The 24,884-nt window shown below is 73.5% G+C and carries 25 protein-coding genes; 16 read left to right on the forward strand and 9 right to left on the reverse strand.

Annotated features, from left to right (window positions below; genetic code table 11):
- The first annotated feature begins 12 nt into the window (after positions 1–12).
- The 3 genes from cmk (at position 13) to ABT299_RS33850 (ending at position 2,479) form a co-directional block, all read left to right on the forward strand.
- The gene (gene cmk, locus ABT299_RS33840) at positions 13–675 is read left to right on the forward strand and encodes a (d)CMP kinase (RefSeq protein ID WP_307800561.1); all 663 of its coding nucleotides are present in this window, start codon (positions 13–15) and stop codon (positions 673–675) included.
- A gap of 37 nt (positions 676–712) precedes the next feature.
- On the forward strand, positions 713–2,098 hold the full coding sequence (gene der / locus ABT299_RS33845; protein ID WP_500253215.1) for a ribosome biogenesis GTPase Der: 1,386 nt from the start codon (positions 713–715) through the stop codon (positions 2,096–2,098).
- A 177-nt stretch (positions 2,099–2,275) separates the two neighbouring features.
- Positions 2,276–2,479 carry a hypothetical protein gene (locus ABT299_RS33850; protein WP_151546846.1) on the forward strand — a complete coding sequence of 68 codons (204 nt, stop codon included), beginning with the start codon at positions 2,276–2,278 and terminating at the stop codon, positions 2,477–2,479.
- A gap of 94 nt (positions 2,480–2,573) precedes the next feature.
- Here ABT299_RS33850 and ABT299_RS33855 read toward each other — a convergent pair whose 3' ends face one another.
- The 3 genes from ABT299_RS33855 to ABT299_RS33865 all read right to left on the reverse strand — a co-directional run bounded on the left by ABT299_RS33855 (position 2,574) and on the right by ABT299_RS33865 (position 4,802).
- Positions 2,574–3,209, reverse strand: a complete 636-nt coding sequence (locus tag ABT299_RS33855; protein ID WP_500253216.1) for a hypothetical protein — start codon at positions 3,207–3,209, stop codon at positions 2,574–2,576.
- Positions 3,210–3,286: 77 nt separating this feature from the next.
- Positions 3,287–3,742, reverse strand: coding sequence for a PPOX class F420-dependent oxidoreductase (locus ABT299_RS33860; protein WP_500253217.1), 456 nt, complete (start codon positions 3,740–3,742; stop codon positions 3,287–3,289).
- A 34-nt stretch (positions 3,743–3,776) separates the two neighbouring features.
- Positions 3,777–4,802 carry an alpha/beta hydrolase gene (locus ABT299_RS33865; protein WP_387019345.1) on the reverse strand — a complete coding sequence of 342 codons (1,026 nt, stop codon included), beginning with the start codon at positions 4,800–4,802 and terminating at the stop codon, positions 3,777–3,779.
- A 181-nt stretch (positions 4,803–4,983) separates the two neighbouring features.
- On the opposite strand from ABT299_RS33865, the gene ABT299_RS33870 reads away from it, so the two are divergent.
- The 7 genes from ABT299_RS33870 to soxR all read left to right on the forward strand — a co-directional run bounded on the left by ABT299_RS33870 (position 4,984) and on the right by soxR (position 11,440).
- Positions 4,984–5,403, forward strand: coding sequence for a TOBE domain-containing protein (locus tag ABT299_RS33870; protein WP_190867861.1), 420 nt, complete (start codon positions 4,984–4,986; stop codon positions 5,401–5,403).
- A 17-nt stretch (positions 5,404–5,420) separates the two neighbouring features.
- Positions 5,421–6,194, forward strand: coding sequence for a molybdate ABC transporter substrate-binding protein (gene modA / locus ABT299_RS33875; protein ID WP_500253218.1), 774 nt, complete (start codon positions 5,421–5,423; stop codon positions 6,192–6,194).
- Positions 6,191–6,976 (forward strand): molybdate ABC transporter permease subunit, encoded by a 786-nt coding sequence (gene modB / locus ABT299_RS33880; protein WP_433137868.1) that lies wholly within the window; start codon positions 6,191–6,193, stop codon positions 6,974–6,976. The genes modA and modB overlap by 4 nt, the downstream gene beginning before the upstream one ends.
- 62 nt (positions 6,977–7,038) lie before the next feature.
- On the forward strand, positions 7,039–8,079 hold the full coding sequence (locus ABT299_RS33885) for an ABC transporter ATP-binding protein (RefSeq protein WP_500253229.1): 1,041 nt from the start codon (positions 7,039–7,041) through the stop codon (positions 8,077–8,079).
- A 177-nt stretch (positions 8,080–8,256) separates the two neighbouring features.
- Positions 8,257–10,074 (forward strand): phosphoenolpyruvate carboxykinase (GTP), encoded by a 1,818-nt coding sequence (locus ABT299_RS33890; protein ID WP_387019353.1) that lies wholly within the window; start codon positions 8,257–8,259, stop codon positions 10,072–10,074.
- 129 nt (positions 10,075–10,203) lie between these two features.
- Positions 10,204–10,773 carry a DUF421 domain-containing protein gene (locus ABT299_RS33895; RefSeq protein ID WP_500253219.1) on the forward strand — a complete coding sequence of 190 codons (570 nt, stop codon included), beginning with the start codon at positions 10,204–10,206 and terminating at the stop codon, positions 10,771–10,773.
- A gap of 115 nt (positions 10,774–10,888) precedes the next feature.
- Positions 10,889–11,440, forward strand: a complete 552-nt coding sequence (soxR, locus tag ABT299_RS33900; protein WP_190867873.1) for a redox-sensitive transcriptional activator SoxR — start codon at positions 10,889–10,891, stop codon at positions 11,438–11,440.
- A gap of 70 nt (positions 11,441–11,510) precedes the next feature.
- Here soxR and ABT299_RS33905 read toward each other — a convergent pair whose 3' ends face one another.
- Together ABT299_RS33905 and ABT299_RS33910 are read right to left on the reverse strand one after the other, a co-directional pair.
- The gene (locus tag ABT299_RS33905) at positions 11,511–13,916 is read right to left on the reverse strand and encodes a glycoside hydrolase family 65 protein (protein WP_387019363.1); all 2,406 of its coding nucleotides are present in this window, start codon (positions 13,914–13,916) and stop codon (positions 11,511–11,513) included.
- Positions 13,913–14,662, reverse strand: coding sequence for an HAD family hydrolase (locus ABT299_RS33910; protein WP_190867924.1), 750 nt, complete (start codon positions 14,660–14,662; stop codon positions 13,913–13,915). Before ABT299_RS33910 ends, ABT299_RS33905 begins: the two co-directional genes overlap by 4 nt.
- A gap of 153 nt (positions 14,663–14,815) precedes the next feature.
- Here ABT299_RS33910 and gnd point away from each other — a divergent pair, with 153 nt between their 5' ends.
- Positions 14,816–16,240 (forward strand): NADP-dependent phosphogluconate dehydrogenase, encoded by a 1,425-nt coding sequence (gnd, locus tag ABT299_RS33915; RefSeq protein WP_387019366.1) that lies wholly within the window; start codon positions 14,816–14,818, stop codon positions 16,238–16,240.
- Positions 16,241–16,367: 127 nt separating this feature from the next.
- Here gnd and ABT299_RS33920 read toward each other — a convergent pair whose 3' ends face one another.
- A complete protein-coding gene (locus tag ABT299_RS33920; RefSeq protein ID WP_190867879.1) occupies positions 16,368–16,556 on the reverse strand; it encodes a hypothetical protein in 189 nt (62 codons plus the stop codon).
- A gap of 95 nt (positions 16,557–16,651) precedes the next feature.
- Between ABT299_RS33920 and ABT299_RS33925 the strand changes: the two genes are divergently transcribed.
- The 5 genes from ABT299_RS33925 (at position 16,652) to ABT299_RS33945 (ending at position 22,472) form a co-directional block, all read left to right on the forward strand.
- Complete coding sequence (locus tag ABT299_RS33925) at positions 16,652–17,248, forward strand: HD domain-containing protein (protein WP_500253220.1); 597 nt, start codon at positions 16,652–16,654, stop codon at positions 17,246–17,248.
- A 99-nt stretch (positions 17,249–17,347) separates the two neighbouring features.
- Positions 17,348–19,855, forward strand: coding sequence for a DUF3516 domain-containing protein (locus ABT299_RS33930; protein ID WP_190867883.1), 2,508 nt, complete (start codon positions 17,348–17,350; stop codon positions 19,853–19,855).
- 43 nt (positions 19,856–19,898) lie between these two features.
- Positions 19,899–20,699 (forward strand): carbon-nitrogen hydrolase family protein, encoded by an 801-nt coding sequence (locus ABT299_RS33935; RefSeq protein WP_500253221.1) that lies wholly within the window; start codon positions 19,899–19,901, stop codon positions 20,697–20,699.
- 115 nt (positions 20,700–20,814) lie between these two features.
- Positions 20,815–21,480, forward strand: coding sequence for a hypothetical protein (locus ABT299_RS33940; protein ID WP_500253222.1), 666 nt, complete (start codon positions 20,815–20,817; stop codon positions 21,478–21,480).
- Positions 21,477–22,472, forward strand: a complete 996-nt coding sequence (locus tag ABT299_RS33945) for a hypothetical protein (RefSeq protein ID WP_190867889.1) — start codon at positions 21,477–21,479, stop codon at positions 22,470–22,472. The genes ABT299_RS33940 and ABT299_RS33945 overlap by 4 nt, the downstream gene beginning before the upstream one ends.
- A gap of 40 nt (positions 22,473–22,512) precedes the next feature.
- On the opposite strand, the gene ABT299_RS33950 is transcribed toward ABT299_RS33945, so the two are convergent.
- From ABT299_RS33950 to ABT299_RS33960, 3 genes are all read right to left on the reverse strand, one after another.
- Entirely contained in the window at positions 22,513–23,892 is a 1,380-nt protein-coding gene (locus ABT299_RS33950; protein WP_387019382.1) for an FAD-binding oxidoreductase, read from the reverse strand.
- A 107-nt stretch (positions 23,893–23,999) separates the two neighbouring features.
- Entirely contained in the window at positions 24,000–24,542 is a 543-nt protein-coding gene (locus tag ABT299_RS33955; protein ID WP_190867893.1) for a Clp protease N-terminal domain-containing protein, read from the reverse strand.
- 3 nt (positions 24,543–24,545) lie between these two features.
- Complete coding sequence (locus ABT299_RS33960) at positions 24,546–24,833, reverse strand: RNA polymerase subunit sigma-70 (RefSeq protein ID WP_241756503.1); 288 nt, start codon at positions 24,831–24,833, stop codon at positions 24,546–24,548.
- Positions 24,834–24,884: the final 51 nt, after the last annotated feature.

A 24,884-nucleotide genomic window follows, 5' to 3' on the forward strand; every position in this document is an offset into this window, starting at 1 on the left:
AAGGGAGCGATCGTGCCGCTCGTCATCGCCATGGACGGACCCTCCGGTTCGGGCAAGTCCAGCGCGTCCAAGGGCGTCGCCCGCGCGCTCGGGCTGCGCTACCTCGACACCGGCGCGATGTACCGCGCGATGACGTGGTGGATGCTGCGCAACGGCGTCCCGGTCGAGGACGCCGACGCGGTCGCGGCGCGCGCCGGGGACCCGGTGATCGTGTCCGGCACCGACCCGGACGCCCCGTCGATCAGCGTGGACGGGCAGGACGTCTCGGAGCCGATCCGGACCCGCGAGGTGACGAACGCGGTCAGCGCGGTCAGCGCGGTCCCGGCCGTCCGGGCGCGGCTGGTGGCGCTGCAGCGTGAGATCATGACGGACGGGGGCATCGTCGTGGAGGGCCGCGACATCGGCACGGTCGTCGCGCCGGACGCGCCCGTCAAGGTGTACCTCACCGCCAGCGAGGAGGTGCGGGCGGCCCGCCGCGCGAAGGACCTGGCGGCGGACCCGGGCGCGTCGGTGACGGTGACGCAGGCGGAGCAGGCGCGCCGCGACCGGCTGGACTCCACCCGGAAGGCGTCGCCGCTGGCGAAGGCGGCGGACGCGCACGAGATCGACTCGACGGAACTGGGCCTCGCCGAGGTCATCGAGGCGGTCGTCCGCCTCGCCAAAGAGCATGAGTGAGCGGGCGGCCTGACGGCCCCTGTGGGGATATGTGACTGTGAGCGATTACGAGATCGAGACCGCGGACGTCGTCGAGGACGTCGCCGCCGACGCCGGCCCCGCGCCGGTGGTGGCGGTGGTGGGGCGGCCCAACGTCGGCAAGTCGACGCTGGTGAACCGGATCCTGGGGCGCCGCGAGGCCGTCGTGGAGGACGTGCCGGGGGTGACCCGGGACCGGGTCGCCTACGACGCGACGTGGTCGGGGCGGCGGTTCACCGTCGTCGACACCGGCGGCTGGCTGCCGGACGCGGCCGGGCTGGCCGCCGCGATCGCCGAGCAGGCGCGCCTCGCGGTCGACCTGGCGGACGTGGTGATGTTCGTGGTGGACGCGACGGTGGGCGCCACGGACGTGGACGAGGCCGTGGTGGAGATCCTGCGCCGGTCCGGCAAGCCGGTGGTGCTGGTGGCCAACAAGGTCGACGACACGGGCGCCGAGGCGGACGCGGCGATGCTGTGGTCGCTGGGGATCGGGGAGCCGCACCCGGTGTCGGCGCTGCACGGCCGCGGCAGCGGGGACCTGCTGGACGCGGTGCTGGAGGCGCTGCCGGCGGAGGCGCCGCGCGAGACGTTCGGGGAGCAGGGCGGGCCGAGCCGGATCGCGCTGCTGGGCCGTCCGAACGTCGGCAAGTCGAGCCTGCTGAACCAGCTGGCGGGGGAGAACCGGGCCGTGGTGGACGCGGTGGCCGGCACCACCCGCGACCCGATCGACGAGCTGATCGAGCTGGGCGGCCGGACGTTCCGGTTCATCGACACGGCGGGGATCCGGCGGCGGCACCGGGAGAACCAGGGCGCCGACTTCTACGCGACGCTGCGCACCCAGTCGGCGCTGGAGCGCGCCGAGGTCGCGGTCGTGCTGGTGGACGCGGCGGAGCCGCTCGCCGAGCAGGACCTGCGGATCGTGTCGATGGTGATCGACTCGGGCCGGGCGCTGGTCATCGCGTACAACAAGTGGGACCTGCTGGACGAGGAGCGCCGCCACTACCTGGAGCGGGAGATCGACCGGCAGCTCCACAACGCGCGGTGGGCGCCGCGGGTGAACATCTCCGCCAAGACGGGCCGGCACATGGACCGGTTCGTCCCGGCGATCGACACGGCGCTGGACGGCTGGAACACCCGCGTCCCGACGTCGAAGCTGAACCAGTTCTTCGCCGACCTGGTGAACTCGCACCCGCACCCGGTGCGCGGCGGCAAGCAGCCGCGCGTGCTGTTCGCGACGCAGGCGGGGGTGCGGCCGCCCCGGTTCGTGCTGTTCACCTCGGGGTTCCTCGAGGAGGGGTACCGGCGGTTCATCGAGCGGCGGCTGCGCGAGGAGTTCGGGTTCGCCGGGACGCCGCTCGACATCGCGATGAAGATCCGCGAGAAGCGCGGCAAGGCCCGCAAGTAGCCGGATTTTCCGCCGCGGCCCGCCGGGGATCTTTCCCCGGCGGGCCGCGGCGTGTCAGGATGCATCCTGCGGGCAGCGCGTAAGTCTTCCATTACTCGTTGATCTCGCAACGAATGCGTGTTCTAGTCTGGGTGAGCGGTTCTCCCGGACGTTCATGGCGCGGTCGAGGGGTGCGACGTGAAGCTCTTGCTGCTCATTGCCGTTGCGGTCGCCTGCGTGGCGGCCAGCTTCGTCTGGCGCGAGCCGTGGATCGGCGGCGTCGGCCTGCTCGTCGCGTTCGTCGCGATGTTCACCGACCGCGACGACGTGAAGCTGGACGACGAGAAGGGCAGCTACGAGACCACCAAGTCCGTCCGGAACATGCGCAGCCGGAACCGCTGACCGCCCGCACGGCCGCCCGCACAACGGCCGCCCGCACCGCCACGGTCCGGGCGGCCGCCGTCCGGCCTCCTACCGTTCGACGCGGCCGTGCTCGCTACCGCTCGACGCGGCCCTGCTCGCCCGCGACCCGCTGGTCGCCCGGCGGGCGCGGCGCGGGCGGGCGCCCCGGCTCGACCGGCTGCCCCGGCCCGGCGTTCTCCCGCGCGTAGCGGCCGAACACCAGCGGCTGCGTGGTGCCGGCGGACTCCCGCTGCGGCTCGTCCGGCGGCACCGCCTCGCGGACGCCGACCACCGCGAACCGCCCGAGCGCGAGCGCCGCGAAGAACACGATGACGACGCCGAGCCCGGCGAAGCCGGACAGCTGCTCGGCGAGGTGCCGGCCCTCGCCCGTGCCGAGCGGCGCGCCCACGCCCGGGACGTCCCACAGCGTGGCGAGCGGCCCGCCCACAGCGAACCAGGCGCCGCCGAGGACGCCCAGCCACGCGCCGAGGATCGCGATCGCGCGGTGCGCGCTGAACAGCACGATCAGCCCGCCCAGCACGGCGGCGGCCGCGGGGGCGATGCTGAGCTGGAGCCGGTCGGTGTCGTAGACCCAGGTGTCGTCGGGCGCGAACCCGAAGTCGAAGTAGGGGCCGGCGAAGGGCAGCAGCCCGCCCCACAGGCCCAGCAGCACCAGCAGGATCCCGCTGAAGCCGCCCCTGGTGCGCGGTACGCGCATGGTCCCAGTCATGATCATTCCTCCTGACCGGGCTACGGATTCTGTTTTGCACCCCCTTTACCCGCGGTGTCCGCGTCCACACCGCCGTCTCAGGCCACCGTGCGGGCCTGCTGCTCGGGGCGCTCGGCGTCGATGTGCCAGCTGATCACGCGGACCGGGCGGATCCGGATCAGGTCGTCGCTGAAGAAGCCCTCGCCGATGTGCATGCGGCCCTTGACCGGCTCCGCGGTCCCGCGGATCTCCACGCCGCGTCCCCAGCCGGGCCGCACCGCGTCCGGGTCGTCGGCGGGCGGCTTGTCGTCGACGAGGAACGACACGTGCGGGTCCGCGAGGACGTTGCGGTACTTGCGGCTGGCCGCGTTGTCCGGGCCGCCGATGTCGATCGTCCCGTCGCCGTTCAGCCGGTACCCGACGGGCCGCGTCTGCGGCCCGCCGTCCGGGCCGATCGTGGACAGCCGGCCGAGGCTCTGCGTGCCGAGGTAGGCGCGCTCGGCCGGGGTGAACGGGTCGGGCATCGTCGCTCTCCGATCTGCGGTGGTGCTCACGGAGCCGACGCTAGGACCTCAACCGCGATTCAGGTCAACCGGCGCTCTCCAGGCCGGCGGGCGTGCCGTCCGGGGCCGCGGCGAGGCGGCCGTCCAGCGCGTCGCGGACGAACCGGCCGAGCGCGCGGATCGCCGCGCGGGACTCCGGCAGGTACGGGCCGAACATCTGGAAGACGTGGATCTGCCGGTCCCACACCTGCAGCGTCACGGGGACGCCGGCCTCGGCGAGCCGCCGCGCCATCAGCTCGGAGTCGCAGTACAGCAGCTCGGTGGAGCCGGCCGTGAGCAGGACGGGCGGCAGCCCGGCCAGGTCGGCGCGGACGGGGGAGACCGCCGGGTCCTTGAGGTCGAGGTGGCCGAGGAACGCCTCCACCAGCCGCTCCAGCAGCACGCCCGGGTCGGACGGGTCGAGGCCCATGTTGGCGTGCGCGAGCTTGTCGGTCAGGTCCATGTCGAGCATGGGGGACAGCGCGGCGAGCGCCGCCGGCATCGGCAGGCCCTCGGCGCGGGCGCGCAGCGCGGTGGCGAAGGTGAGGTGCCCGCCCGCCGAGTCGCCCATGATGACGATGTGCGCGGGGTCGACGCCCCGCTCGTCGAGCAGCCACCGGTAGGCGGTGAGGCAGTCCTCGACCTCCCGCTCGAACGGGACGGCGGGGATCATCCGGTAGTCGACCGACAGCGCGGGGACGCCGGCGGCGGAGCCGAACGAGGCGATCATCCGGCGGTGCGTGTTGAGGCCGCAGCAGACCCAGCCGCCGCCATGCAGGTAGAGGATCACGCGGTCGCGGGCGGACGGTGCGCCGGGCCCGCGCACCCACTCCGCGCCGAACCCGTCGAAGCGGACCTTCTCCGTGCGGACGCCCCGCGGTGCCGGGGCCCGTGCGGCGAGCCGGTCCAGGGCCGCCGCGCGCCGCAGCGCCCGGTCGTCGAAGGGGAGCGCGGCGGCCTTGGCCAGCCGGGGGCGCAGGAAGCGGCGGATCCCCGCCGAGACCGCACGGGACCGCAGGCTCGCGGTCCCGTGGCGTTCGATGACCAGGGTCGTCGGGTGCGGCTGCGTCACCGGGTCCTCCTCGCGACGGGGATGTAAGTAGATGGTGACATCCGGCCGCCGTCCTCCCGAAGCCGGGGGGCGGTGAAGGTGCGGCTATGGCAAATGCCAGAGAGAACGCCCTGAACGGCTTGCAATATCTGGCCATATGCATAGATGCGGGTCGAATCTGCGAGGGCTACGATCATCCCTCGTGACGACGTTCAGGATCAGTGAGGCGGCCGCGCTGCTCGGGGTCAGCGCCGACACCGTCCGGCGCTGGGTGGACGGCGGGCGGCTGCCCGCCGAGCGGGACGAGCACGGCCACCGGCGGGTGCCGGGCGCCGAACTGGCCGCCTTCGTGCGGGACCAGGCGCGCGACCAGGCGCGCGGCGCCGCGCCCTCCGAGCAGGCCGAGCGGTTCTCCTCGGCGCGCAACCGGCTGCGCGGGATCGTCACCGAGGTCGTCCGGGACGGCGTGATGGCCCAGGTGGAGATCCAGGCGGGGCCGTTCCGGCTGGTGTCGCTGATGAGCCGCGAGGCGGCCGACGAGCTCGGCCTGCGGGTCGGCGTGGTCGCCGAGGCCGTGGTGAAGTCGACGAACGTCGTCGTCGAGGTGTCCGACCCGGGCTGACCCCCTTGAGGAGTGACATGTTCAAGCGCACATCGGCGGCCGTGCTCGCGGCGTCCCTGGCACTGGCGGCGGCTGGCTGCGGCGACACCGGCGGCGGCACCTCCTCGGGCGGCGGGTCCAAGACCCTCACCGTGTTCGCGGCGGCCTCGCTGACCGAGACCTTCACCGCACTCGGCAAGACCTTCGAGGCCGCGCACCCCGGGGTGAAGGTCCGGTTCAACTTCGGTGGCAGCGACAGCCTCGCGCAGGGCATCGCGCAGGGCGCCCCGGCGGACGTGTTCGCCTCCGCCAGCCCCGCGACGATGAAGACCGTCACCGACGCGGGCGACGCCGCCGGGACCCCGCGGGTGTTCACCCGCAACCGCCTGGTCATCGCCGTCCCGCCGAAGGACCCCGGCAAGGTCGCCGGGCTGGCGGACCTGGCGCGGTCCGGGCTGAAGGTCGTGCTGTGCGCGCCGACGGTGCCGTGCGGCGCGGCGGCGAAGAAGGCGCTCGCGGCGGCGAACGTCAAGGTCGCGCCCGCGTCCGAGGAGAGCGACGTCAAGGCGGTGCTCACCAAGGTGAGCCTCGACGAGGCCGACGCCGGGCTCGTCTACCGCACCGACGCCAAGGCCGCGGCCGGGAAGGTGAAGGCCATCGAGTTCCCCGAGTCGGCCAAGGCGGTCAACGACTACCCGATCGTCGAGGTGAAGAAGGCGCCGCAGGGCGCGCTCGCCGAGCGGTTCATCCAGCTCGTCCTCGGGGCGCAGGGCCGGGCCGCGCTCACCGCGGCGGGGTTCGAGGCGCCGTGAACCGGTCCGGCCGGCCGCCCTGGTTCCTGCTGCTGCCCGCGCTGGCCGGACTGGCGTTCCTGGTGCTGCCGCTGGCCGGGCTGCTCGCCCGCGCCCCGTGGTCCACCCTCGGCACCCGGCTCGGCCGGGGCCAGGTGCTGGAGGCGCTGCGGCTGTCGCTGCTGAGCGCCACGCTCGCCACCGGCGTGTGCCTGCTGCTCGGCGTCCCGCTGGCCTGGGTGCTGGCGCGGGCGTCGTTCCCCGGCCTGCGGATCGTCCGGGCGCTGGTGACCGTGCCGCTGGTGCTGCCGCCGGTCGTCGGCGGCGTCGCGCTGCTGCTGGCGCTCGGCCGCCGCGGGCTGGTCGGCGAGTGGCTGGACTCGGCGTTCGGGATCACGCTGCCGTTCACCACCGCCGGGGTGGTGCTCGCCGAGACGTTCGTCGCGATGCCGTTCCTGGTGATCAGCGTGGAGGGCGCCCTGCGCGCCGCCGACCTGCGCTACGAGGAGGCCGCCGCCACCCTCGGCGCCGGCCGCTGGACGATCTTCCGCCGCGTCACGCTGCCGCTGGTGGCGCCGGGCGTCGCGGCCGGCGCGGTGCTGTGCTGGGCGCGGGCCCTCGGCGAGTTCGGCGCGACGATCACCTTCGCGGGCAACTTCCCCGGCCGGACCCAGACGATGCCGCTCGCGGTCTACCTCGCGCTGCAGAACGACCCGCAGGCCGCGATCGTGCTGAGCCTGGTGCTGCTCGCGGTGTCGGTGGCCGTGCTGGCCGCGCTCCGCGACCGCTGGGTGGAGACGTGACGTCCGGGGACGGCGGCGCGACCCGGGACGGCGGCGCCGGCGGGGACGGCGGCGCGAAGGGGCTGGACGCGCGGCTCGTCGTGCGGCGGGGCGCGTTCGACCTGGACCTCGCGCTCGCCGCCGCGCCCGGCGAGGTCGTCGCGCTGCTCGGGCCGAACGGTGCGGGCAAGAGCACCGCGCTGCGCGCGCTCGCCGGGCTCGTCGCGATGCCCGGCGGCCACATCCGGCTGGATGGGACGGACCTGCGCCCGCTGCCCGCCGAGCGCCGCGGCGTCGGCATGGTCTTCCAGGACTACCTGCTGTTCCCGCACCTCAGCGTCCTGGAGAACGTCGCGTTCGGGCCGCGCTGCCAGGGCGCCGGCCGCCGCGCCGCGCGGCGCCGGGCGGCGGAGTGGCTGGAGCGGGTGGGGCTCGCCGAGTACGCGTCCGCGCGCCCCCGGGCGCTGTCGGGCGGGCAGGCGCAGCGGGTCGCGCTGGCGCGCGCGCTGGCCGTCGAGCCGGGCCTGCTGCTGCTGGACGAGCCGCTCGCCGCGCTCGACGCGCACACCCGGCTGGAGATCCGCGCCGCGCTGCGCCGGCACCTGGCCGGGTTCGCGGGCGCCGCGGTGCTCGTCACCCACGACCCGCTGGACGCGATGGTGCTGGCGGACCGGATCGCCGTGGTGGAGGGCGGCCGGCTGGTCCAGGAGGGCACGCCCGCGGAGGTCGCCCGGCGGCCGCGCACCGACTACGTCGCCCGGCTCGTCGGGCTGAACCTGTACCGGGGGAAGGCCGAGGGGGGCACCGTAGTCATCGGGGACACCGGGAGCGAGTACACGCTGGACACAGTCGACTCGCTCCAGGGTGAGGTCTTCCTGGCCTTCACGCCATCGTCGGTCGCGCTGTACCGTACTCGCCCCGACGGCAGCCCGCGCAACCTCTGGCGCGCGCGTGTCGTGGCGGTCGAACGCCATGGAGACCGGGTGCGGGTGCGGTTGTCCGGCCCGCCTTTCGACGCCGTCGCGGACATCACTCCCGCATCTGTCGCGGAACTCGATTTGTCCGAGGGCAGCACGATTTGGGCGGCCGTGAAGGCCACCGAAACCCACGTTTACCCAGCTTGAGCGGGTCGTAGCCGGGGGCGGCGGCGCGCCGCCGTCGGCGCCCGTGCTCCAGTGATATCAATCACAAAACTGCACGGGAAGGCCCAGAAGGCGACGGGATTGGTCCAGACCAAATGGCAAAAACGTCGGCTCTTGTTCATCATGCAAACATCCTGCGAACAGCTGAAGGAGTTGCCCGTGTCCAACCAGGTCCCCGGCCTCGACCAGGCCCCTACCGGCCACACCGAACTAGTGGAGTGGGTACGCGGGATCGCCGAGCTGACCAAGCCCGACCGCGTCGAGTGGTGTGACGGCTCGGACGAGGAGTGGGAGCGTCTGACCGGCCTCCTCGTCGAGCAGGGCACCCTCACGCGGCTCGACCCGGCCAAACGGCCCAACAGCTTCCACGCCGCCTCCGACCCGACCGACGTCGCCCGGGTCGAGGACCGGACCTTCATCTGCTCCGAGAAGGAGGAGGACGCCGGGCCGACCAACAACTGGATCGCGCCGGCCGAGATGAGGCAGACCCTCGACGGGCTCTTCGACGGCTGCATGAAGGGCCGCACCATGTACGTGGTGCCCTTCTGCATGGGCCCGCTGGGCGGCACCATCTCCCAGCTCGGGGTGGAGATCACCGACTCCGCCTACGTCGCGGTCTCGATGCGGATCATGACGCGGATGGGCACGGGCGCCCTGCGGCTGATCGAGGAGCGCGGCACCTACGTCAAGGCCGTCCACTCGGTGGGCGCGCCGCTGGAGCCGGGGCAGGCCGACGTCAAGTGGCCGTGCAACTCCACCAAGTACATCACCCACTTCCCCGAGACCCGCGAGATCTGGTCCTTCGGGTCCGGCTACGGCGGCAACGCCCTGCTGGGCAAGAAGTGCTACGCGCTGCGCATCGCCTCGACGATGGCGCGCGACGAGGGCTGGATGGCCGAGCACATGCTCGTCCTCAAGCTCACCCCGCCGGAGGGCGAGACCCGCTACGTCGCCGCCGCGTTCCCGTCGGCGTGCGGCAAGACCAACCTCGCCATGCTCGAGCCGACCATCCCGGGCTGGAAGGTCGAGACGATCGGCGACGACATCGCCTGGATGCGGTTCGGCGACGACGGCCGCCTCTACGCCATCAACCCCGAGGCCGGCTTCTTCGGCGTCGCGCCCGGCACCGGCGAGAGCACCAACGCCAACGCGGTGAAGACGCTGTGGGGCAACAGCATCTTCACCAACGTGGCGCTCACCGACGACGGCGACGTGTGGTGGGAGGGCCTCACCGACGAGCCGCCCGCGCACCTGACCGACTGGAAGGGCAACGACTGGACGCCCGCGTCCGACACGCCCGCCGCGCACCCGAACGCCCGCTTCACCACCCCGGCCGGGCAGTGCCCGATCGCGGCGGACGAGTGGGAGGACCCGAAGGGCGTGCCGATCTCGGCGATCCTGTTCGGCGGCCGCCGCGCGTCCGCGGTGCCGCTGGTCACCGAGTCCTTCGACTGGCAGCAGGGCGTGTTCCTCGGCGCGAACATCGCGTCCGAGAAGACCGCCGCGGCCGAGGGCACGGTCGGCGAGCTGCGCCGCGACCCGTTCGCCATGCTGCCGTTCTGCGGCTACAACATGGGCGACTACTTCGGCCACTGGCTGGAGATCGGCAAGGCCACCGACGCCGAGAAGCTCCCGCGGATCTACTACGTCAACTGGTTCCGCAAGAACGCCGACGGCAAGTTCATCTGGCCCGGCTTCGGCGAGAACAGCCGGGTGCTGAAGTGGATCGTCGAGCGGCTGAACGGCAAGGCCGACGCGGCCAAGTCCCCGATCGGGCAGCTGCCGACCAAGGAGTCGCTGGACACCGACGGCCTGGTGATCGACGACGCCGACCTGGAGACGCTGCTGTCGGTCGACACCGAGGTGTGGAAGCAGGAGGCCGCCCTCGTGCCCGAGTTCTTCGAGAAGTTCGGTGACCACATGCCGAAGGCGCTCTGGGACGAGTACCACGACCTGGTGCGCCGCCTGGAGGCCTGAGCCGGCACCGCCCGTCCCGCCACGGCCCGTCCCGCCGGCCGTGCGGGGCGGGGCGGTCCGCCCGTCCGCGCCCGCTCGCTGAGATCCTTCAGCGAGCGGGCGCGAGCCTTTTGGGGATCGGAGCGGAACATGTGGCATGACCTGTTCGGGATGGGCGTCCCGGTGGCCGACAAGGTGATCCGGTCGGCGGCGGTCTTCCTGGTGGTCGTCGTCCTGCTGCGGGTGGCCGGGAAGCGGGAGCTGGCGCAGCTCAACGGCTTCGACTTCGTGGTCATGCTGCTGCTGTCGAACGTCGTGCAGAACGCGGTCATCGGCCCCGACGACTCGCTGACCGGGGGAGTGCTCGGCGCCGTGGTGCTGCTGGCGCTGAACGCGGCGCTGGTGCGGGCGGCGCTGTTCCTGCCGTGGCTGTCCGGCCTGGTGCACGGCCGCGCGAGCGTCCTGGCGGAGGACGGGGCGTACCGGCGGCGGACGCTGCTGCGCCTCGGGCTGCGGCCCGGCGACGTCGACGAGGCGATCCAGGAGCAGGGCGGCGACGACGTCGCCGACACCCGGATGGTCACCCTCGAACCGGGCGGTGCGGTCGTGGTCCGGCTGCGGGACGCCGAGCAGTCCGCCTCCGCCGGCGACGTCGCCGACCTGCGGGCGCGGCTCGAGCGCATCGAACGGCACCTGGAGCGGCTCGCGGGGCAGCACTGACCCTCCCTGCTGCGCCCCTCCCCGCTGTGACCCTTCCAGGCCGGTGCGGCGGGGCGCACCGGTGTTGACCGCCAGGTAACCTCAAGTCCGGTTGAGGTCGCATAGGATGCGCGGCATGACGCGCCTGGAGCACCGCAAGCACGAACTGACCGTCGGGCAGCTCGCCGAGCGCAGCGGCGTGGCCGTCTCGGCGCTGCACTTCTACGAGGCCAAGGGGCTGATCCGCAGCCGCCGGACCGCCGGCAACCAGCGCCGCTTCACCCGCGACACGCTGCGCCGCGTCTCGTTCATCAAGGTCTCGCAGCGGGTCGGCATCCCGCTCGCCGACATCAGGGACGCGCTGGCCACGCTCCCCGAGGAGCGCACGCCGACCGTCGCGGACTGGGCGCGGCTGTCCGACCTGTGGCGCGCCGACCTCGACGCCCGGATCCGGCAGCTGGAGAGGCTCCGCGACGACCTCACCGAGTGCATCGGCTGCGGCTGCCTGTCGATCAACAAGTGCGCGCTCGCCAACCCCTACGACCGGCTCGGCGACGAGGGGCCCGGCCCGCGCCGCCTGCTGGTCGACGCCGCCCGCCCCGCGCCCCGGCAGGCCCCGGACGGGGACGGCGAGGGCGCCGCGTCCGAGGACGACTGCGACCCGGTGTCCTGCGCCGCCCGCTCCTGACCTCCGGCGCGGCCCGGCGCGCGCCGGAGGCCGGGCCGAGGCCGGAAGCGGCCGGCGGCGGCGCACCGGGTCAGGTGATGCCGGGCCGCGGCTCCCTGCTGTGCGGGTCGATGCGGCGCGGCGCCGGCTCCCGCCCGGTCGGCTGGGTCGGCGCCGGACGGGTCGGGACCTGCTCGATCGGCAGCTCGACCGGCTCGTCCGCGAGCTCGAACTCCTCGCCGTGGTGCCACAGCGTGATGGCCGGGCCGTCCAGCAGCTCGTAGGTGGCCGACTCCCCGGTCACCTCGACCCGCACCCGGCTGCCCCGGTACCGCATCCGGAACGCCAGCCGGCTGATGCCGCCCGGCAGCCGCGGCGCGAACCGCAGCCGCCCGCCGCTCGCCCGCATCCCGCCGAACCCGGCGACGAGCCCGCTCCACGCGCCCGCCATCGACGCCACGTGCAGCCCGTCGCGGGTGTTGCGGTTCAGGTCGTGCAGGTCCATCAGCGAGGTCTCGCCGAGATAGTCGTGCGCCAGCTCCAGGTGCCCGACCTCGGCCGCCACGACCGCCTGCGTCTGCGCCGACAGCGACGAGTCGCGCACCGTCAGGCTCTCGTAGTACTCGAAGTTCCGGGCCTTCTGCTCGTCGGTGAACTCCTCCCCGCACAGGTGCAGGGCCAGCACCAGGTCCGCCTGCTTCACGACCTGCTTGCGGTACAGGTCGAAGTAGGGGTAGTTCAGCAGCAGCGGGTAGTGGTCCGGCTTGGTCGCCGCGAAGTCCCAGCGCGCGTGGTTGGTGAAGTTCTCGCTCTGCGGGTGGACGCCCAGCCGCTCGTCGTAGGGGATCACCATCGCCGACGCCGCGTCCCGCCACGACGCGGCCTCCTCGGCGTCCACGCCGAGCCGGTCGCACATGTCGGGATGGCGCATCGCCGTCTCCGCCGCCTCCAGAAGGTTCCGGCGGGCCATGAGGTTGGTGTAGACGTTGTTGTCCACGACCGCGCTGTACTCGTCCGGGCCGGTGACGCCGTCGATGCGGAACACCCCGCCGACGTCGTGGTGGCCGAGGCTGCGCCACAGCCGCGCCGTCTGGACCAGGATCTCCAGCCCGATCTCCCGCTCGAACCGCTCGTCCTGGGTGGCGTCCACGTACCGGACGACGGCGTCGGCGATGTCGGCGTTGATGTGGAACGCCGCGGTCCCGGCGGGCCAGTAGCCGGAGCACTCGTGGCCGCGGATCGTCCGCCACGGGAACGCGGCGCCGGTCAGCCCGAGCTGGGCGGCCCGCTCGCACGCCAGCGGCAGCGTCATGTGCCGCCAGGCGAGCGCGTCGGCGGCGGCGTCCGGCGCGGTGTAGGTCAGCACCGGCATCACGAACGTCTCGGTGTCCCAGAACGTGTGCCCGTCGTAGCCCGGGCCCGTCAGGCCCTTCGCCGGGATCATGCGCCGTTCCGCGCGCGCGCCGGCCTGCAGGGTGTGGAAGAGCCCGAACCGGACCGCCTGCTGGATCTCGGCGTCGCCGTCGACCTCCACGTCCGCGCCGCACCAGAAGTCGTCCAGGAAGTGCCGCTGCTCGGCCAGCAGCCCCTCCCAGCCGGTCTGCCGCGCGCCCGCCAGCGCCCCGACCACCTGGTCGTGCAGCGCCGGCCGGGACCGCTGGCTCGACCACCCGTACGCCAGGTACTTGATGATCCGCAGCCGCTGCCCCGGCTCCAGCCGCGTCGCGACCGTCAGCCGGCCCACGTCCGGCGAGCTCTCCGTCTCGATCGCCATCGACTCGGGGCCCTCGATGTGGTGCGACATGCCCGCCGCCATCCGCAGCCCGCTCTGCCGCGTCCGGTGCAGCAGCAGCACCTTCGTGCCGTTGGCGACGTGCTCCTCGCTGATCAGCGGATGGTCGAGGATCGCCGACGCGCGCGGGTCCTTGTCGCCGTCCGGCAGCGCCTCGTTGGCGACCAGCTCCGACTGCGCGACCACCCGCATGGACTGGTGGACCGGCTCCACGTCATAGCAGATCGCCGCGACCGCGCGCTGCGTCAGCGACACCAGCCGCGTGGAGGTCACCCGGATGCGCTGGTCGGCGGGCGACGTCCACTCCACGTGCCGTGTCAGCGTCCCGGCCTGCATGTCCAGGACGCGCTCGTGGTGGTGGACGCGCCCGTACCGCACGTCCAGCGGCTCGTCGTCCACCAGCAGCCGGATCACCTTGCCGTTGGTGACGTTGATGACCGTCTGCCCCGACTCGGGGTAGCCGTAGGCGGTCTCCGCCTGCGGCAGCGGCCGCTGCTCGTAGAAGGAGTTGAGGTAGGTGCCCGGCAGGCCGTGCGGCTCCCCCTCGTCGAGGTTGCCGCGCAGGCCGAGATGGCCGTTCGACAGCGCGAACACCGACTCGCTCTGCGCCAGCCGGTCCAGCCGCAGCTCCGGTTCGCGGACGCACCAGGGCTCCACGGTGAACACGGGCCGGTCGACGCTGGTCTGTCCCTCCGGGTCCGTCACTTGTCCTCCAGCAGCTCGGACAGGTCGTTCACCACCACGTCGGCGCCGTGCGCGGCGAGTTCCTTCGCGTGGTCGCCGTCGACCCGGTTGACGCCCACCACGTACGCGAACCCGCCCGCCCGGCCGGCCTCCACGCCGGCGAGCGCGTCCTCGAACACCACGGCCCGGCTCGCGGGCACGTCCAGCTCCTTCGCCCCCGCGAGGAACATGTCGGGCGCGGGCTTGCCGGGCAGGTTCCGCCGCGCCGCGACGACGCCGTCCACCCGGGCGTCGAACAGGTCGGTGATCCCGACCGAGCGCAGCACCTGCACGGTGTTGGCGCTGGAGGACACCACCGCCGTCCGCAGCCCGGCCTCGCGGGCCGCGCGGACGAAGTCGATCGACCCGTCGAAGGTCTCCACGCCCTTGGTCCGGATCAGCTCCAGGACCAGGGCGTTCTTGCGGTTCCCGAGGCCGCGCACGGTGGCGTTCTCCGGCGGGTCGTCCGGGTCGCCCTCGGGCAGCGTGATGCCGCGCGACTCCAGGAACGAGCGCGTCCCGTCCTCGCGCTTCTTGCCGTCGACGTACGTCCCGTAGTCCTTCACCGGGTCGAAGGGGACGAACGGCTCACCGGTCCGGTCCGCGCGTTCGCGCAGGTAGCCGTCGAACATCTCCTTCCACGCCGCCGCGTGCACGGCCGCGGTGCGGGTAAGCACCCCGTCGAGATCGAACAGACACGCCGCCGCCGCGTCCGGCAGTCCCAGCATCCGCACCCCCTGGATGACACGATCGGAATCGCTCTCAACGTCCGTTCCCGTTCCCGTGCCGGAACAGGACATGCGGGGCCGGCGTTCGAACGGGGGGATCATGATCGTCGTACGACCCCTTGGCCAGGGTGGCACACGAAGAGGAGAGAACCAATGGAAACGGCGCGTATAGGCGTCACCGGGCTCGCGGTGATGGGCCGCAACCTGGCCCGCAACCTCGCCCGGCACGGTCATCCCGTCGCCGTGCACAACCGCACCGCGGCCCGCACGAAGGCGCTGGTGGAGGAGTTCGGCGGCGAGGGGACCTTCCTGCCCGCCGAGACCGCCGAGCAGTTCGTCGCGTCGCTGGAGCGGCCCCGCCGCCTGGTGATCATGGTGAAGGCGGGCGCGCCGACCGACGCGGTGATCGACGAGTTCGCGCCGCTGCTGGAGCCCGGCGACATGATCGTGGACGGGGGCAACGCGCACTTCGCCGACACCCGCCGCCGCGAGGCCGCGCTGCGCGAGCGCGGGATCCACTTCGTCGGCACCGGCATCTCCGGCGGCGAGGAGGGGGCGCTGCACGGCCCGAGCATCATGCCGGGCGGCTCCGCCGAGTCCTACGAGGCGCTGGGCCCGCTGCTGGAGGACATCGCCGCGAAGGTCGACGGGACGCCCTGCTGCACCCACGTCGGCCCGGACGGTGCCGGGCATTTCGTGAAAATGGTGCACAACGGCATCGAGTACTCCGACATGCAGCTGATCGCGGAGTCCTACGACCTGCTGCGGCACGCCGCGGGGCTCGCGCCCGCGGAGATCGCCGAGGTGTTCCGCACCTGGAACACCGGCCGGCTGGAGTCCTACCTGATCGAGATCACCGCCGAGGTGCTCGCGCACACCGACGCCGCGACCGGGAAGCCGTTCGTGGACGTGGTGCTGGACCAGGCCGAGCAGAAGGGCACCGGCCGCTGGACCGTCCAGACGGCCCTGGACCTCGGCGTCCCCGTCGGCGGCATCGCCGAGGCCGTGTTCGCCCGGTCCGTCTCGGGCCACGCGGACCTGCGCGAGGCGTCCCGGAACCTGCCGGGCCCCGCGCGCGGCACCGCCGGCGACGCCGGCTTCGCGGACAAGGTCGAGAAGGCGCTGTACGCGTCCAAGATCGTCGCCTACGCGCAGGGCTTCCACGAGATCCAGGCGGGCAGTGCCGAGTACGGCTGGGACATCGACTCCGGCGCGATGGCCACGATCTGGCGCGGCGGCTGCATCATCCGGGCCCGGTTCCTCGACCGGATCCGCGCCGCGTACGAGGCCGACCCGTCCACGCCGACGCTGCTCACCGACGACCACTTCGCCGAGGCCCTCGGCGACGCCCAGGACGCCTGGCGCGACGTCGTCGCCACCGCCGCCCGCATCGGCGTCCCCGCGCCGGGGTTCGCCACCGCGCTCGCCTACTACGACTCGCTGCGCGCCGACCGGCTGCCCGCCGCGCTCACGCAGGGCCAGCGCGACTTCTTCGGCGCGCACACCTACCGCCGTGTCGACCGCGACGGCTCCTTCCACACCCTCTGGGGCGGCGACCGCACCGAGGTCACGTCCTGACCGGCGCTCTCGCCGGGGAGCGGGGGCGCCCCCTGCCGGCGTCCTGACGGCCGCCCCGAGGCGTATCGGGCCCGGCCGGCGTCCGGCGATCAGCGGCGGGCGCCGGACGGGCCCGGTCCCGGGCCGGTCACGCGTCGCCGTCCTCCCGCTCCACGCCCGCGATCGGGTTGCCGTCCCGGGTCCCGCTCCCCTCCCTGGACTCGTAGCCCTCCGCGGCGCTCCCGTTCCCGGGCACGATCCGCTCGTGCGGCAGCTCCTCGTGCCCCGAGCTGGCGCCGGGGCCCCGGTCGGCGGGGTCGTACTTCTTCTTCGCCATGGCTCCGTCTCCTCGTCTCGCTGTTTCGTCCAGCACGTTCTAACCGAACGTCCGCTCCCTAACCGGCCGCCGGACGCCCGGATAGGGTCGGGCGCGTGCGGATACCGGAGGACGGCGAGATTCGGGCGTTGCACGAGCGGCTGGCGCCGAGCCGCGGGGCGTTCGAGCTGGTCTGGACGCACTGCGTGATCGTGTGCCGGATCGCCGAGCAGCTGATGGACGCCGGCGGCCTGGACGTCGACAAGGAGCTCGTGCGGGCCGGGTGCCTGCTGCACGACGTCGGCGTGTACCGGCTGTACGACGTCACCGGGGAGCTCGACCACAAGCAGTACATCCGGCACGGGGTGCTCGGGCACGAGGCGCTCGCGGAGGAGGGGCTCCCCGAGGCGCTCTGCCGGTTCTGCTCGCACCACACCGGGATGGGGCTGACCAGGGACGACGTCGAGCGGCAGAACCTGCCCCTGCCCCGCGCCGACTACCTGGCCGAGACGGGCGAGGAGCGGCTCGTCATGTACGCGGACAAGTTCCACAGCAAGACCGACCCGCCCGCGTTCGTCAACGCCTCCTCCTACGCGGTGCACGTGCGGCGGTTCGGCGGCGACAAGGTCGCGGCGTTCAAGGCGATGCGCGAGCTCTACGGCGAGCCCGATCTGGAGCCCCTGGCGGCCGAGTACGGTCACACGCTCGTCTGACGCCGGGCGGCCCTTTCGGGCCGCCCGTCCTCACCGCTCGGACGGGCCGCGCGGCGGCTGGTGACGCGAGCAGTGGGCGATCCGGGGCAGGATGGAGGAGTGAGTCTGATCGATGAGCTTCCTTCCGGTACCGACGCCGATCCCGATTCGCTGTTCGAGGCGTTCGAGCGATGGGTGTCCGGGCGCGGGATCACGCTGTACCCCGCGCAGGAGGAGGCGCTCATCGAGGTCGTCTCGGGCGCCAACGTGATCCTCTCGACGCCGACCGGGTCCGGCAAGAGCCTGGTGGCGGCGGGCGCGCTGTTCGCGGCGCTCGGCAAGGACCAGGTCGGGTTCTACACGGCGCCGATCAAGGCGCTGGTGTCGGAGAAGTTCTTCGACCTGTGCGAGATGTTCGGCCGCGAGAACGTCGGGATGATGACCGGCGACGCCAGCGTGAACGCGGACGCGCCGATCGTGTGCTGCACCGCCGAGGTGCTGGCGAACATCGCGCTGCGGGACGGCGCCGACGCCGACATCGGCGTGGTCGTGATGGACGAGTTCCACTTCTACGCCGAGCCGGAGCGGGGGTGGGCGTGGCAGATCCCGCTGCTGGAGCTGCCGCAGACCCAGTTCCTGCTGATGTCGGCGACGCTCGGCGACGTGTCGTTCTTCCAGAAGGACCTGACGCGCCGCACGGGGCGGCCGACCGCGCTGGTGACGTCGGCGGAGCGGCCCGTCCCGCTGATCTACGACTACCGGGTGACGCCGCTGCACGAGACGATCGAGGAGCTGCTCGCCGAGCAGAAGGCGCCGATCTACCTGGTGCACTTCACGCAGGCGGCGGCGATCGAGCGGGCGCAGTCGCTGATGAGCATCAACGTGTGCACGAAGGCGGAGAAGGCGCGGATCGCCGAGCTGATCGGCGGGTTCCGGTTCACCACGAAGTTCGGGCGGAACCTGTCCCGGTTCGTCCGGCACGGGATCGGGGTGCACCACGCCGGGATGCTGCCGAAGTACCGGCGGCTGGTGGAGCGGCTCGCGCAGGCGGGGCTGCTGAAGGTCATCTGCGGGACGGACACGCTGGGCGTCGGGGTGAACGTCCCGATCAGGACGGTGGTGTTCACCGCGCTGAGCAAGTACGACGGGCACCGGGTGCGGCGGCTGCGGGCGCGGGAGTTCCACCAGATCGCCGGCCGGGCCGGGCGCGCCGGGTTTGACACCGTGGGGTTCGTCGTCGCGCAGGCGCCCGAGCACGTGGTGGAGAACGAGAAGGCCCTCGCCAAGGCGGGCGACGACCCGAAGAAGCGGCGGAAGGTGCAGCGCAAGAAGCCGCCGGAGGGGTTCGTCGGCTGGGACGAGGAGGTCTTCAAGAAGCTCCAGGACGCCGAGCCGGAGATGCTCCGGTCCCGGTTCCAGGTGTCGCACGCGATGCTGCTGTCGGTGATCGCCCGTCCGGGGAACGCGTTCCAGGCGATGAAGCGGCTGCTGACCGACAACCACGAGGAGCCGTCGGCGCAGCGCCGGCACATCTCCCGGGCCATCGCGATCTACCGGTCGCTGCTGGCCGGCGGGGTGGTGGAGGTGCTGCCGGAGCCCGACGACCTCGGCCGGTACGCGCGGATCACCGTGGACCTGCAGGAGGACTTCGCGCTCAACCAGCCGCTGTCGACGTTCGCGCTGGCCGCGTTCGAGGTGCTGGACCCGGCGTCGCCGTCGTACGCGCTGGACGTGCTGTCGGTGATCGAGGCGACGCTGGACGACCCGCGGCAGATCCTCGCCGCGCAGGTCAACAAGGCGCGCGGCGAGGCCGTCCAGGAGATGAAGGCGGAGGGGATCGAGTACGAGGAGCGGATGGAGCTGCTCCAGGACGTCGACCACCCGAAGCCGCTGGAGGAGGAGCTCGACGCCGCGTACGAGATCTACCGGGCCGGGCACCCGTGGGTCGGCGACCATCCGCTGCGCCCGAAGTCGGTCGTCCGGGACATGTACGAGCGGGCGATGACGTTCACCGAGTACATCGGGTACTACGAGCTGGCCAGGGCCGAGGGGCTGGTGCTGCGGTACCTGTCGGGCGCGTACAAGGCGCTGCAGCAGACCGTCCCCGAGTCGATCAAGACCGACGACCTCATCGACCTGATCGAGTGGCTCGGCGAGCTGGTGCGGCAGGTGGACTCCAGCCTCTTGGACGAGTGGGAGCAGCTCGCCAACCCGGCCGACGAGGCCGTGGACGAGCCGATCGAGGACCGGGTCACGAAGGTGACCGCGAACGCGCGGGCGTTCCGGGTGCTGGTCCGCAACGCGATGTTCCGCCGGGTGGAGCTGGCGGCGCTGGAGCGGTACCGGGAGCTCGGCGAGATGGACCCCGACTTCGGCGAGGACGCCTGGCGGGAGGCGATGGACGGCTACTTCGACGACCACGACGAGCTGCTCACCGGCCCGGACGCGCGCGGGCCGAAGCTGCTGCGGATCGAGGAGGTGCCGGAGGACGCGCTGTGGCGGGTCCGGCAGGTGTTCGACGACCCGGCGGGCGACCACGACTGGGGCATCTCCGCCGAGGTCGACCTGGCGGGCTCCGACCAGGAGGGCGCGGCGGTCGTCCGGGTCACCGCCGTGGACCGCATGTGATCGGCCGGGCGGGGAACCGGCCGGACGGGACGGGAGGGCCGAGATGGTGCAGGTAGCGGTCGCGCAGTTCGCGCCGGGTGAGGACAAGGACGCCAACCTGGCGGCGATCGGCAAGCTCGCCGCGGAGGCGGCGGGGCGCGGCGCGCGGGTCGTCGTGTTCCCGGAGTTCGCGATGTTCACCGCGCCGAAGCTGGACCGGCGCTTCCTCGACACGGCCGAGCCGCTGGACGGCCCGTTCGCGGCCGGGCTCGGCGAGCTGGCGCGCCAGCACGACGTGCACGTGGTGGCGGGCGTGAACGAGCGGCTCGACGACCCCGGCCGGATCTCCAACACCCTCCTCGCGATCGGCCCGGACGGCGCCGTCGCCGCGACCTACCGCAAGACGCACCTGTACGACGCGTTCGGCTACAAGGAGTCGGAGGTCGTCCGGCCCGGCCCGATCGGCGCCCCGGAGACGTTCACCGTGGACGGCGTGCGGTTCGGCATGCAGACCTGCTACGACGTCCGGTTCCCCGAGGTGACGCGGCGGATCGTGGACGCGGGCGCGGACGTGCTCGCGCTGCCCGCCGAGTGGGTGCCGGGGCCGCTCAAGGAGGACCACTGGCGCACGCTCGTGCGGGCCCGCGCGATCGAGAACACGATCTACGTGGCGGCCGCCGACCAGTGCGCCCCGACCGGCGCGGGCAACAGCATGATCGTCGACCCGATGGGCGTCGTCGTCGCGGCGCTGGGGGAGACGACCGGCACCGCGTCCGCCGACGTGTCGCCCGAGCGGGTCGCGGCCGTGCGAAAGAAGAACCCGGCGCTGTCGCTGCGCCGCTTCACCACCGTCCCGCTGCCCTGACCTGGGCCTCACCCGACCGCCCGCCGGGGGCTGCGGGGTCCGTGACTGTATCGAGCGGGCAACGGTCTCCGGCATTCTCCGTGTGCGGCCGTGCGCGGACCGTGACGATCGGACCGTGCCCGAATCCCGTGACCTCCCCCCTGCCGGATACACCCGCGCCACGCCCCGCCCGCCCCTCCGCTCCCGCCTGTTCGGCGCCCGCGCGGCCTTGGTCTCTCGCGGTCGCTCGCCGTTCCCGGCCGCCGCGCTCGCCCTCGTCCTGGCGGCGTGCATCGTCGGCGTGATCGGCTACGGGACGAGGCGCGAGCCCCCGGCGAGAAGCCTCCGGCCGGACGCGGTGAGTCCGTCCGCGCCCGCGTCGGCCGCATCGGCATCGCCGCCCGGCCCGTCGGCGACGCTGCCTGGAGCCGGATCGGGAGTCGCGCCGGACGTACCCGCTCCCGTGCCCGGCGGCCCGGTGAACACGCAGGACGACCCGCCAGGGGCGCGGCCAGGAGGCGGACCGTCGGGGACGGCGGCGCCGCGCGGGTCGTCGGGGGACGGGCACGCGCAGGCGGGTCCGGTGCACGCCCGCCCGTCCGCCACGCAACCATCGCACAGGTCCCCGCGCCCGCGGCCCCGCCCCCGGCCCGCGCCGCGCCCGCACGTGCCGTCCAAACCGCGCACCGCGCGCCCGGCCGCGCCGTCGTGGATCGGCCCGGAGTGCCGCCGCAGGTTCCCCGGCGACCCGGCCCGGCAGGCCGCCTGCGTCGCCGCCCTCACCCGCTACTACGCGAAATGATCGAGATCACGGGAACCCCGGCGGCCCGGGACGGGTCGTACATGACCATGAACCCGAACGACGCCATCGCCGCCGCCCTCATCGACGCCTTCGCACGGCGCGGATACCCGTGCTCGCTGCCCGACCCGAACACGGTCGCCATCACGTTCAAGGACGGCTCCCAAGCGCGCGCGGACATCTCCGAGTGGCGGGCCTACGCCGGCCGCAACTCGCGCGCCGACCTGCCCGGGCTCGCCGCGCAGTACGCCGACCGGGCCGTCCAGGCGATCGAGCGCGGGCCCGCCGCCGCGCCCGCCGGCGGAGGCGCGCGGCGCATGCTGGAGGAGGGGAGCCTGCGCGTCCGCCTCTACCCGGAGAGCGCGCTCGACGAGCGGATGCGGGCCGCGCTGGTGACCCGGCCGCTCGCTCCCGGGCTGCTGGAGACGGTCGTCGCCGACCTGCCCGACTCGATCGTCCCGCTGAACCGGGCCGACCTCGGCGACGTGCCCGAGCACGAGGCGTTCGGCGCCGCGCTGGCCCGTTCCATCGAGGCCGAGCCGCACTACGTGCAGGCCACCGACGTCGACGGCGTGAAGATCGCGCACATCGGCGAGCAGCACCGCTACATCGGCGCCCACGCGCACGTGCTGCGCCGCCACTTCCCGGGGCCGCTGCCGTTCGGCGCCCTCGTCGCCTTCCCGCTGCCGGAGTACGTCGCGGTGCACGAGATCGGGAACGACCAGCACCTCGTCCTGGCGCTCAAGACGATGCAGGAGGTGGCGGACCGGCTCGCCGGGAACGGGGAGCGGCCGATCAGCCCGCAGCTCTACTGGTGGCGTCCGGGGGAGTACGAGCGGATGGAGGAGCGCGCCGGCTTCTACAGCGGCCGCGTCCCCGACCTGCGGCCGGTCGGGGTCCGGATCGAGCAGGGCGAGGACGGGCGGCTGACCGTCGGGCTGGTCGGCGACGCGACCGCCGAGCTGGTCCAGGGCTGGGAGGCGGCGCGCGGCTGAACCCGCCGGGGAGCGCCGGCCTCCCCGCGCCGCGCCCGGCTCAGGGCGTCCCGAACACCTTGCCCGGGTTGAAGACGCCCGCCGGGTCCAGCGCGTCCTTGACCGCGCGATGCATGGCGATCACCGCCGGCTCCAGCTCGGCGTGCAGGCCGCGCCGCTTGAGCAGGCCGACGCCGTGCTCGCCGGTGACGGTGCCGCCGAGGTCGAGGGCGTCCGCCACGATCCGGTCGAACGCCCGCTGGGCCCGCACCCGCGCGTCGTCGTCGCCCGCGGGCGCGATGATCAGCGGGTGCAGGTTGCCGTCGCCGGCGTGCGCGATGTTGGCGATGTGGGTGCCGGTGTCGGACGCGGCCGCCTCGATGCGGGCCAGCATCTCCGGGACGAGCGCGCGCGGGACGCACACGTCCTCGGTGAGGACGGGGCCGAGCCGCTCCAGCGCCGGGTAGGCGAGCCGCCGCGCGGCGAACAGCGCCTCGGCCTCCGCCTCGTCGGACGAGCGGGCGCTCCAGGTCGCGCCGGCCTCCTTGAACAGGGCGGCCATCGCGTCGGCCTCCGCCTCGCCCGCCTCCCCAGGAAGGTCGGTGCGGCCGAGGAGCAGGACGTTCGCGTCGGCGGACAGCCCCATGTTCCGCCACGCGTCGACCGCCTCCAGGCAGTGCCGGTCGACCAGTTCCAGCGCGCTCGGCACGATCCCGGCGGCGGTGACGCGGCTGACCGCCTCGCCCGCGTCCCGCAGGGCGTCGAAGTACCCGACGACGGTGTGCTCGGGGGCGCGGGCGCCGCGCAGCCGCACGGTGATCTCGGTGATCACGCCGAGCGTGCCCTCCGAGCCGACCATCAGCCCGCACAGGTCGTACCCGGCGACGCCCTTGGCGGTGCGGCGGCCCAGCCGCACCACCTCGCCGCGCCCGACCACGGCCTGCACGGCCAGCACGTAGTCGCGGGTCACGCCGTACTTGACGCAGCAGACGCCGCCGGCGTTGGTCGCCACGTTGCCGCCGATCGTGGACCACGGCGAGCTGGCCGGGTCCGGCGGGTACCACAGGCCCCGCTCGGCGGCGGCGAGCCGCAGCGCGTCGTTGACGACCCCGGGCTGGACGACCGCGAGCCGCTCGGCGGCGTCGATCTCGACGATCTCGTTCATCGCCTCCAGCGACAGCAGCACGCAGCCGTCCAGGGCGTTCGCGCCGCCGGACAGCCCCGTGCCGGCGCCGCGCGGGACGACCGGGACGCCGTGCTCGGCGCACGCCGCCACCACGGCCCGGACGTCCTCGGTGGACCCGGCGCGGACGAGCGCGGCGGGCGTCCCGTGCGGCGCCCACTCCGCCTCGTCGTGCGCGTAGGAGGCGACCACGTCCGGGTCGGTGACGAGCCGGGCGGCGGGGAGGGCGGCGCGGAGGGCATCCAGGAAAGCGGGCATGTCCCCACGAAATCACATCATCGCTCGCGCGCGGACGGGCGCGGTGGTCGGCCCGGCGGTGCGCACGGCGATCGGCACGGTGGTCGGCCCCGCGGTCGGCGCGGTGGTCAGGCCGCCTCGGCGGTGAGCAGCCGGGTGATGTCGGCGCGCAGTCCCCGGACGTCGACGCCCGCCTCGGCCGCGAGCCGCACCGCCAGGAAGTCGTCGTCGTGCAGGACGCCGAGCAGGATGTGGCCGCTGCGGATCTGCTTCTGCTTGAGCCGGACCGCGTGCCGCAGGCTCAGCTCCAGGGCCTTCTTGGCCTGCGGCGTGAACGGGATGTGGCCGGTCGGGCGCTTGCGCCCGGGCGGGGCGTCGAGGGCGCCCTCGCCGAAGACCTCCTCCGTCGCCTCCCGGACGGCGTCCAGGTCGATGCCGAGGGTGCGCAGGGCATCCGGGTCGAGCGGGTCGTCGCCGTGGCGGGCGACCCGGGCCCGCAGGCCGGACGGCTCCAGCCCGTGCGCCCGCAGCGTCCCGCTCAGGGCGTTGTCGTGGGCGCAGAACGCGAGCAGCAGGTGTTCGGTGCCGATGTGGTGGTGGTTCAGCATGCGGGCGTCCTCCTGGGCGAGGACGACGACCCGCCGCGCGTCCTCGGTGAAGCGCTCGAACATCTCCTACTGCTCCTTCTCTGCTTTTCCGAGGGGGGACGACCCCCCGCGCCCCCCGGCCGACCTCGTCGGAAGGGAGAGGCGGCGCCCGCCGCCGTGCTTCTTGTGGACGGCCTGCCGGCTCACGCCGAGGCAGACCGCGATGTCCTGCCAGGACCAGCCCTGCTCCCGGGCGCTGGCCACCTGCAGCGCCTCCAGCCGCTCGGCCAGCTCGCGCAGCGCGCGGACGGCCCGCAGGCCGACCGCCGGGTCCCTGCTGCTCGCCTCCTGGGCGAGCGTCACTCCATCGCTCATGCCTGTCAATGTAGGTTGACATCCGGAGCGCTGTCAACCGATGTTGACGCG

The sequence above is a fragment of the Spirillospora sp. NPDC000708 genome (assembly GCF_040299565.1).
Classification (GTDB): Bacteria; Actinomycetota; Actinomycetes; order Streptosporangiales; family Streptosporangiaceae; genus Spirillospora.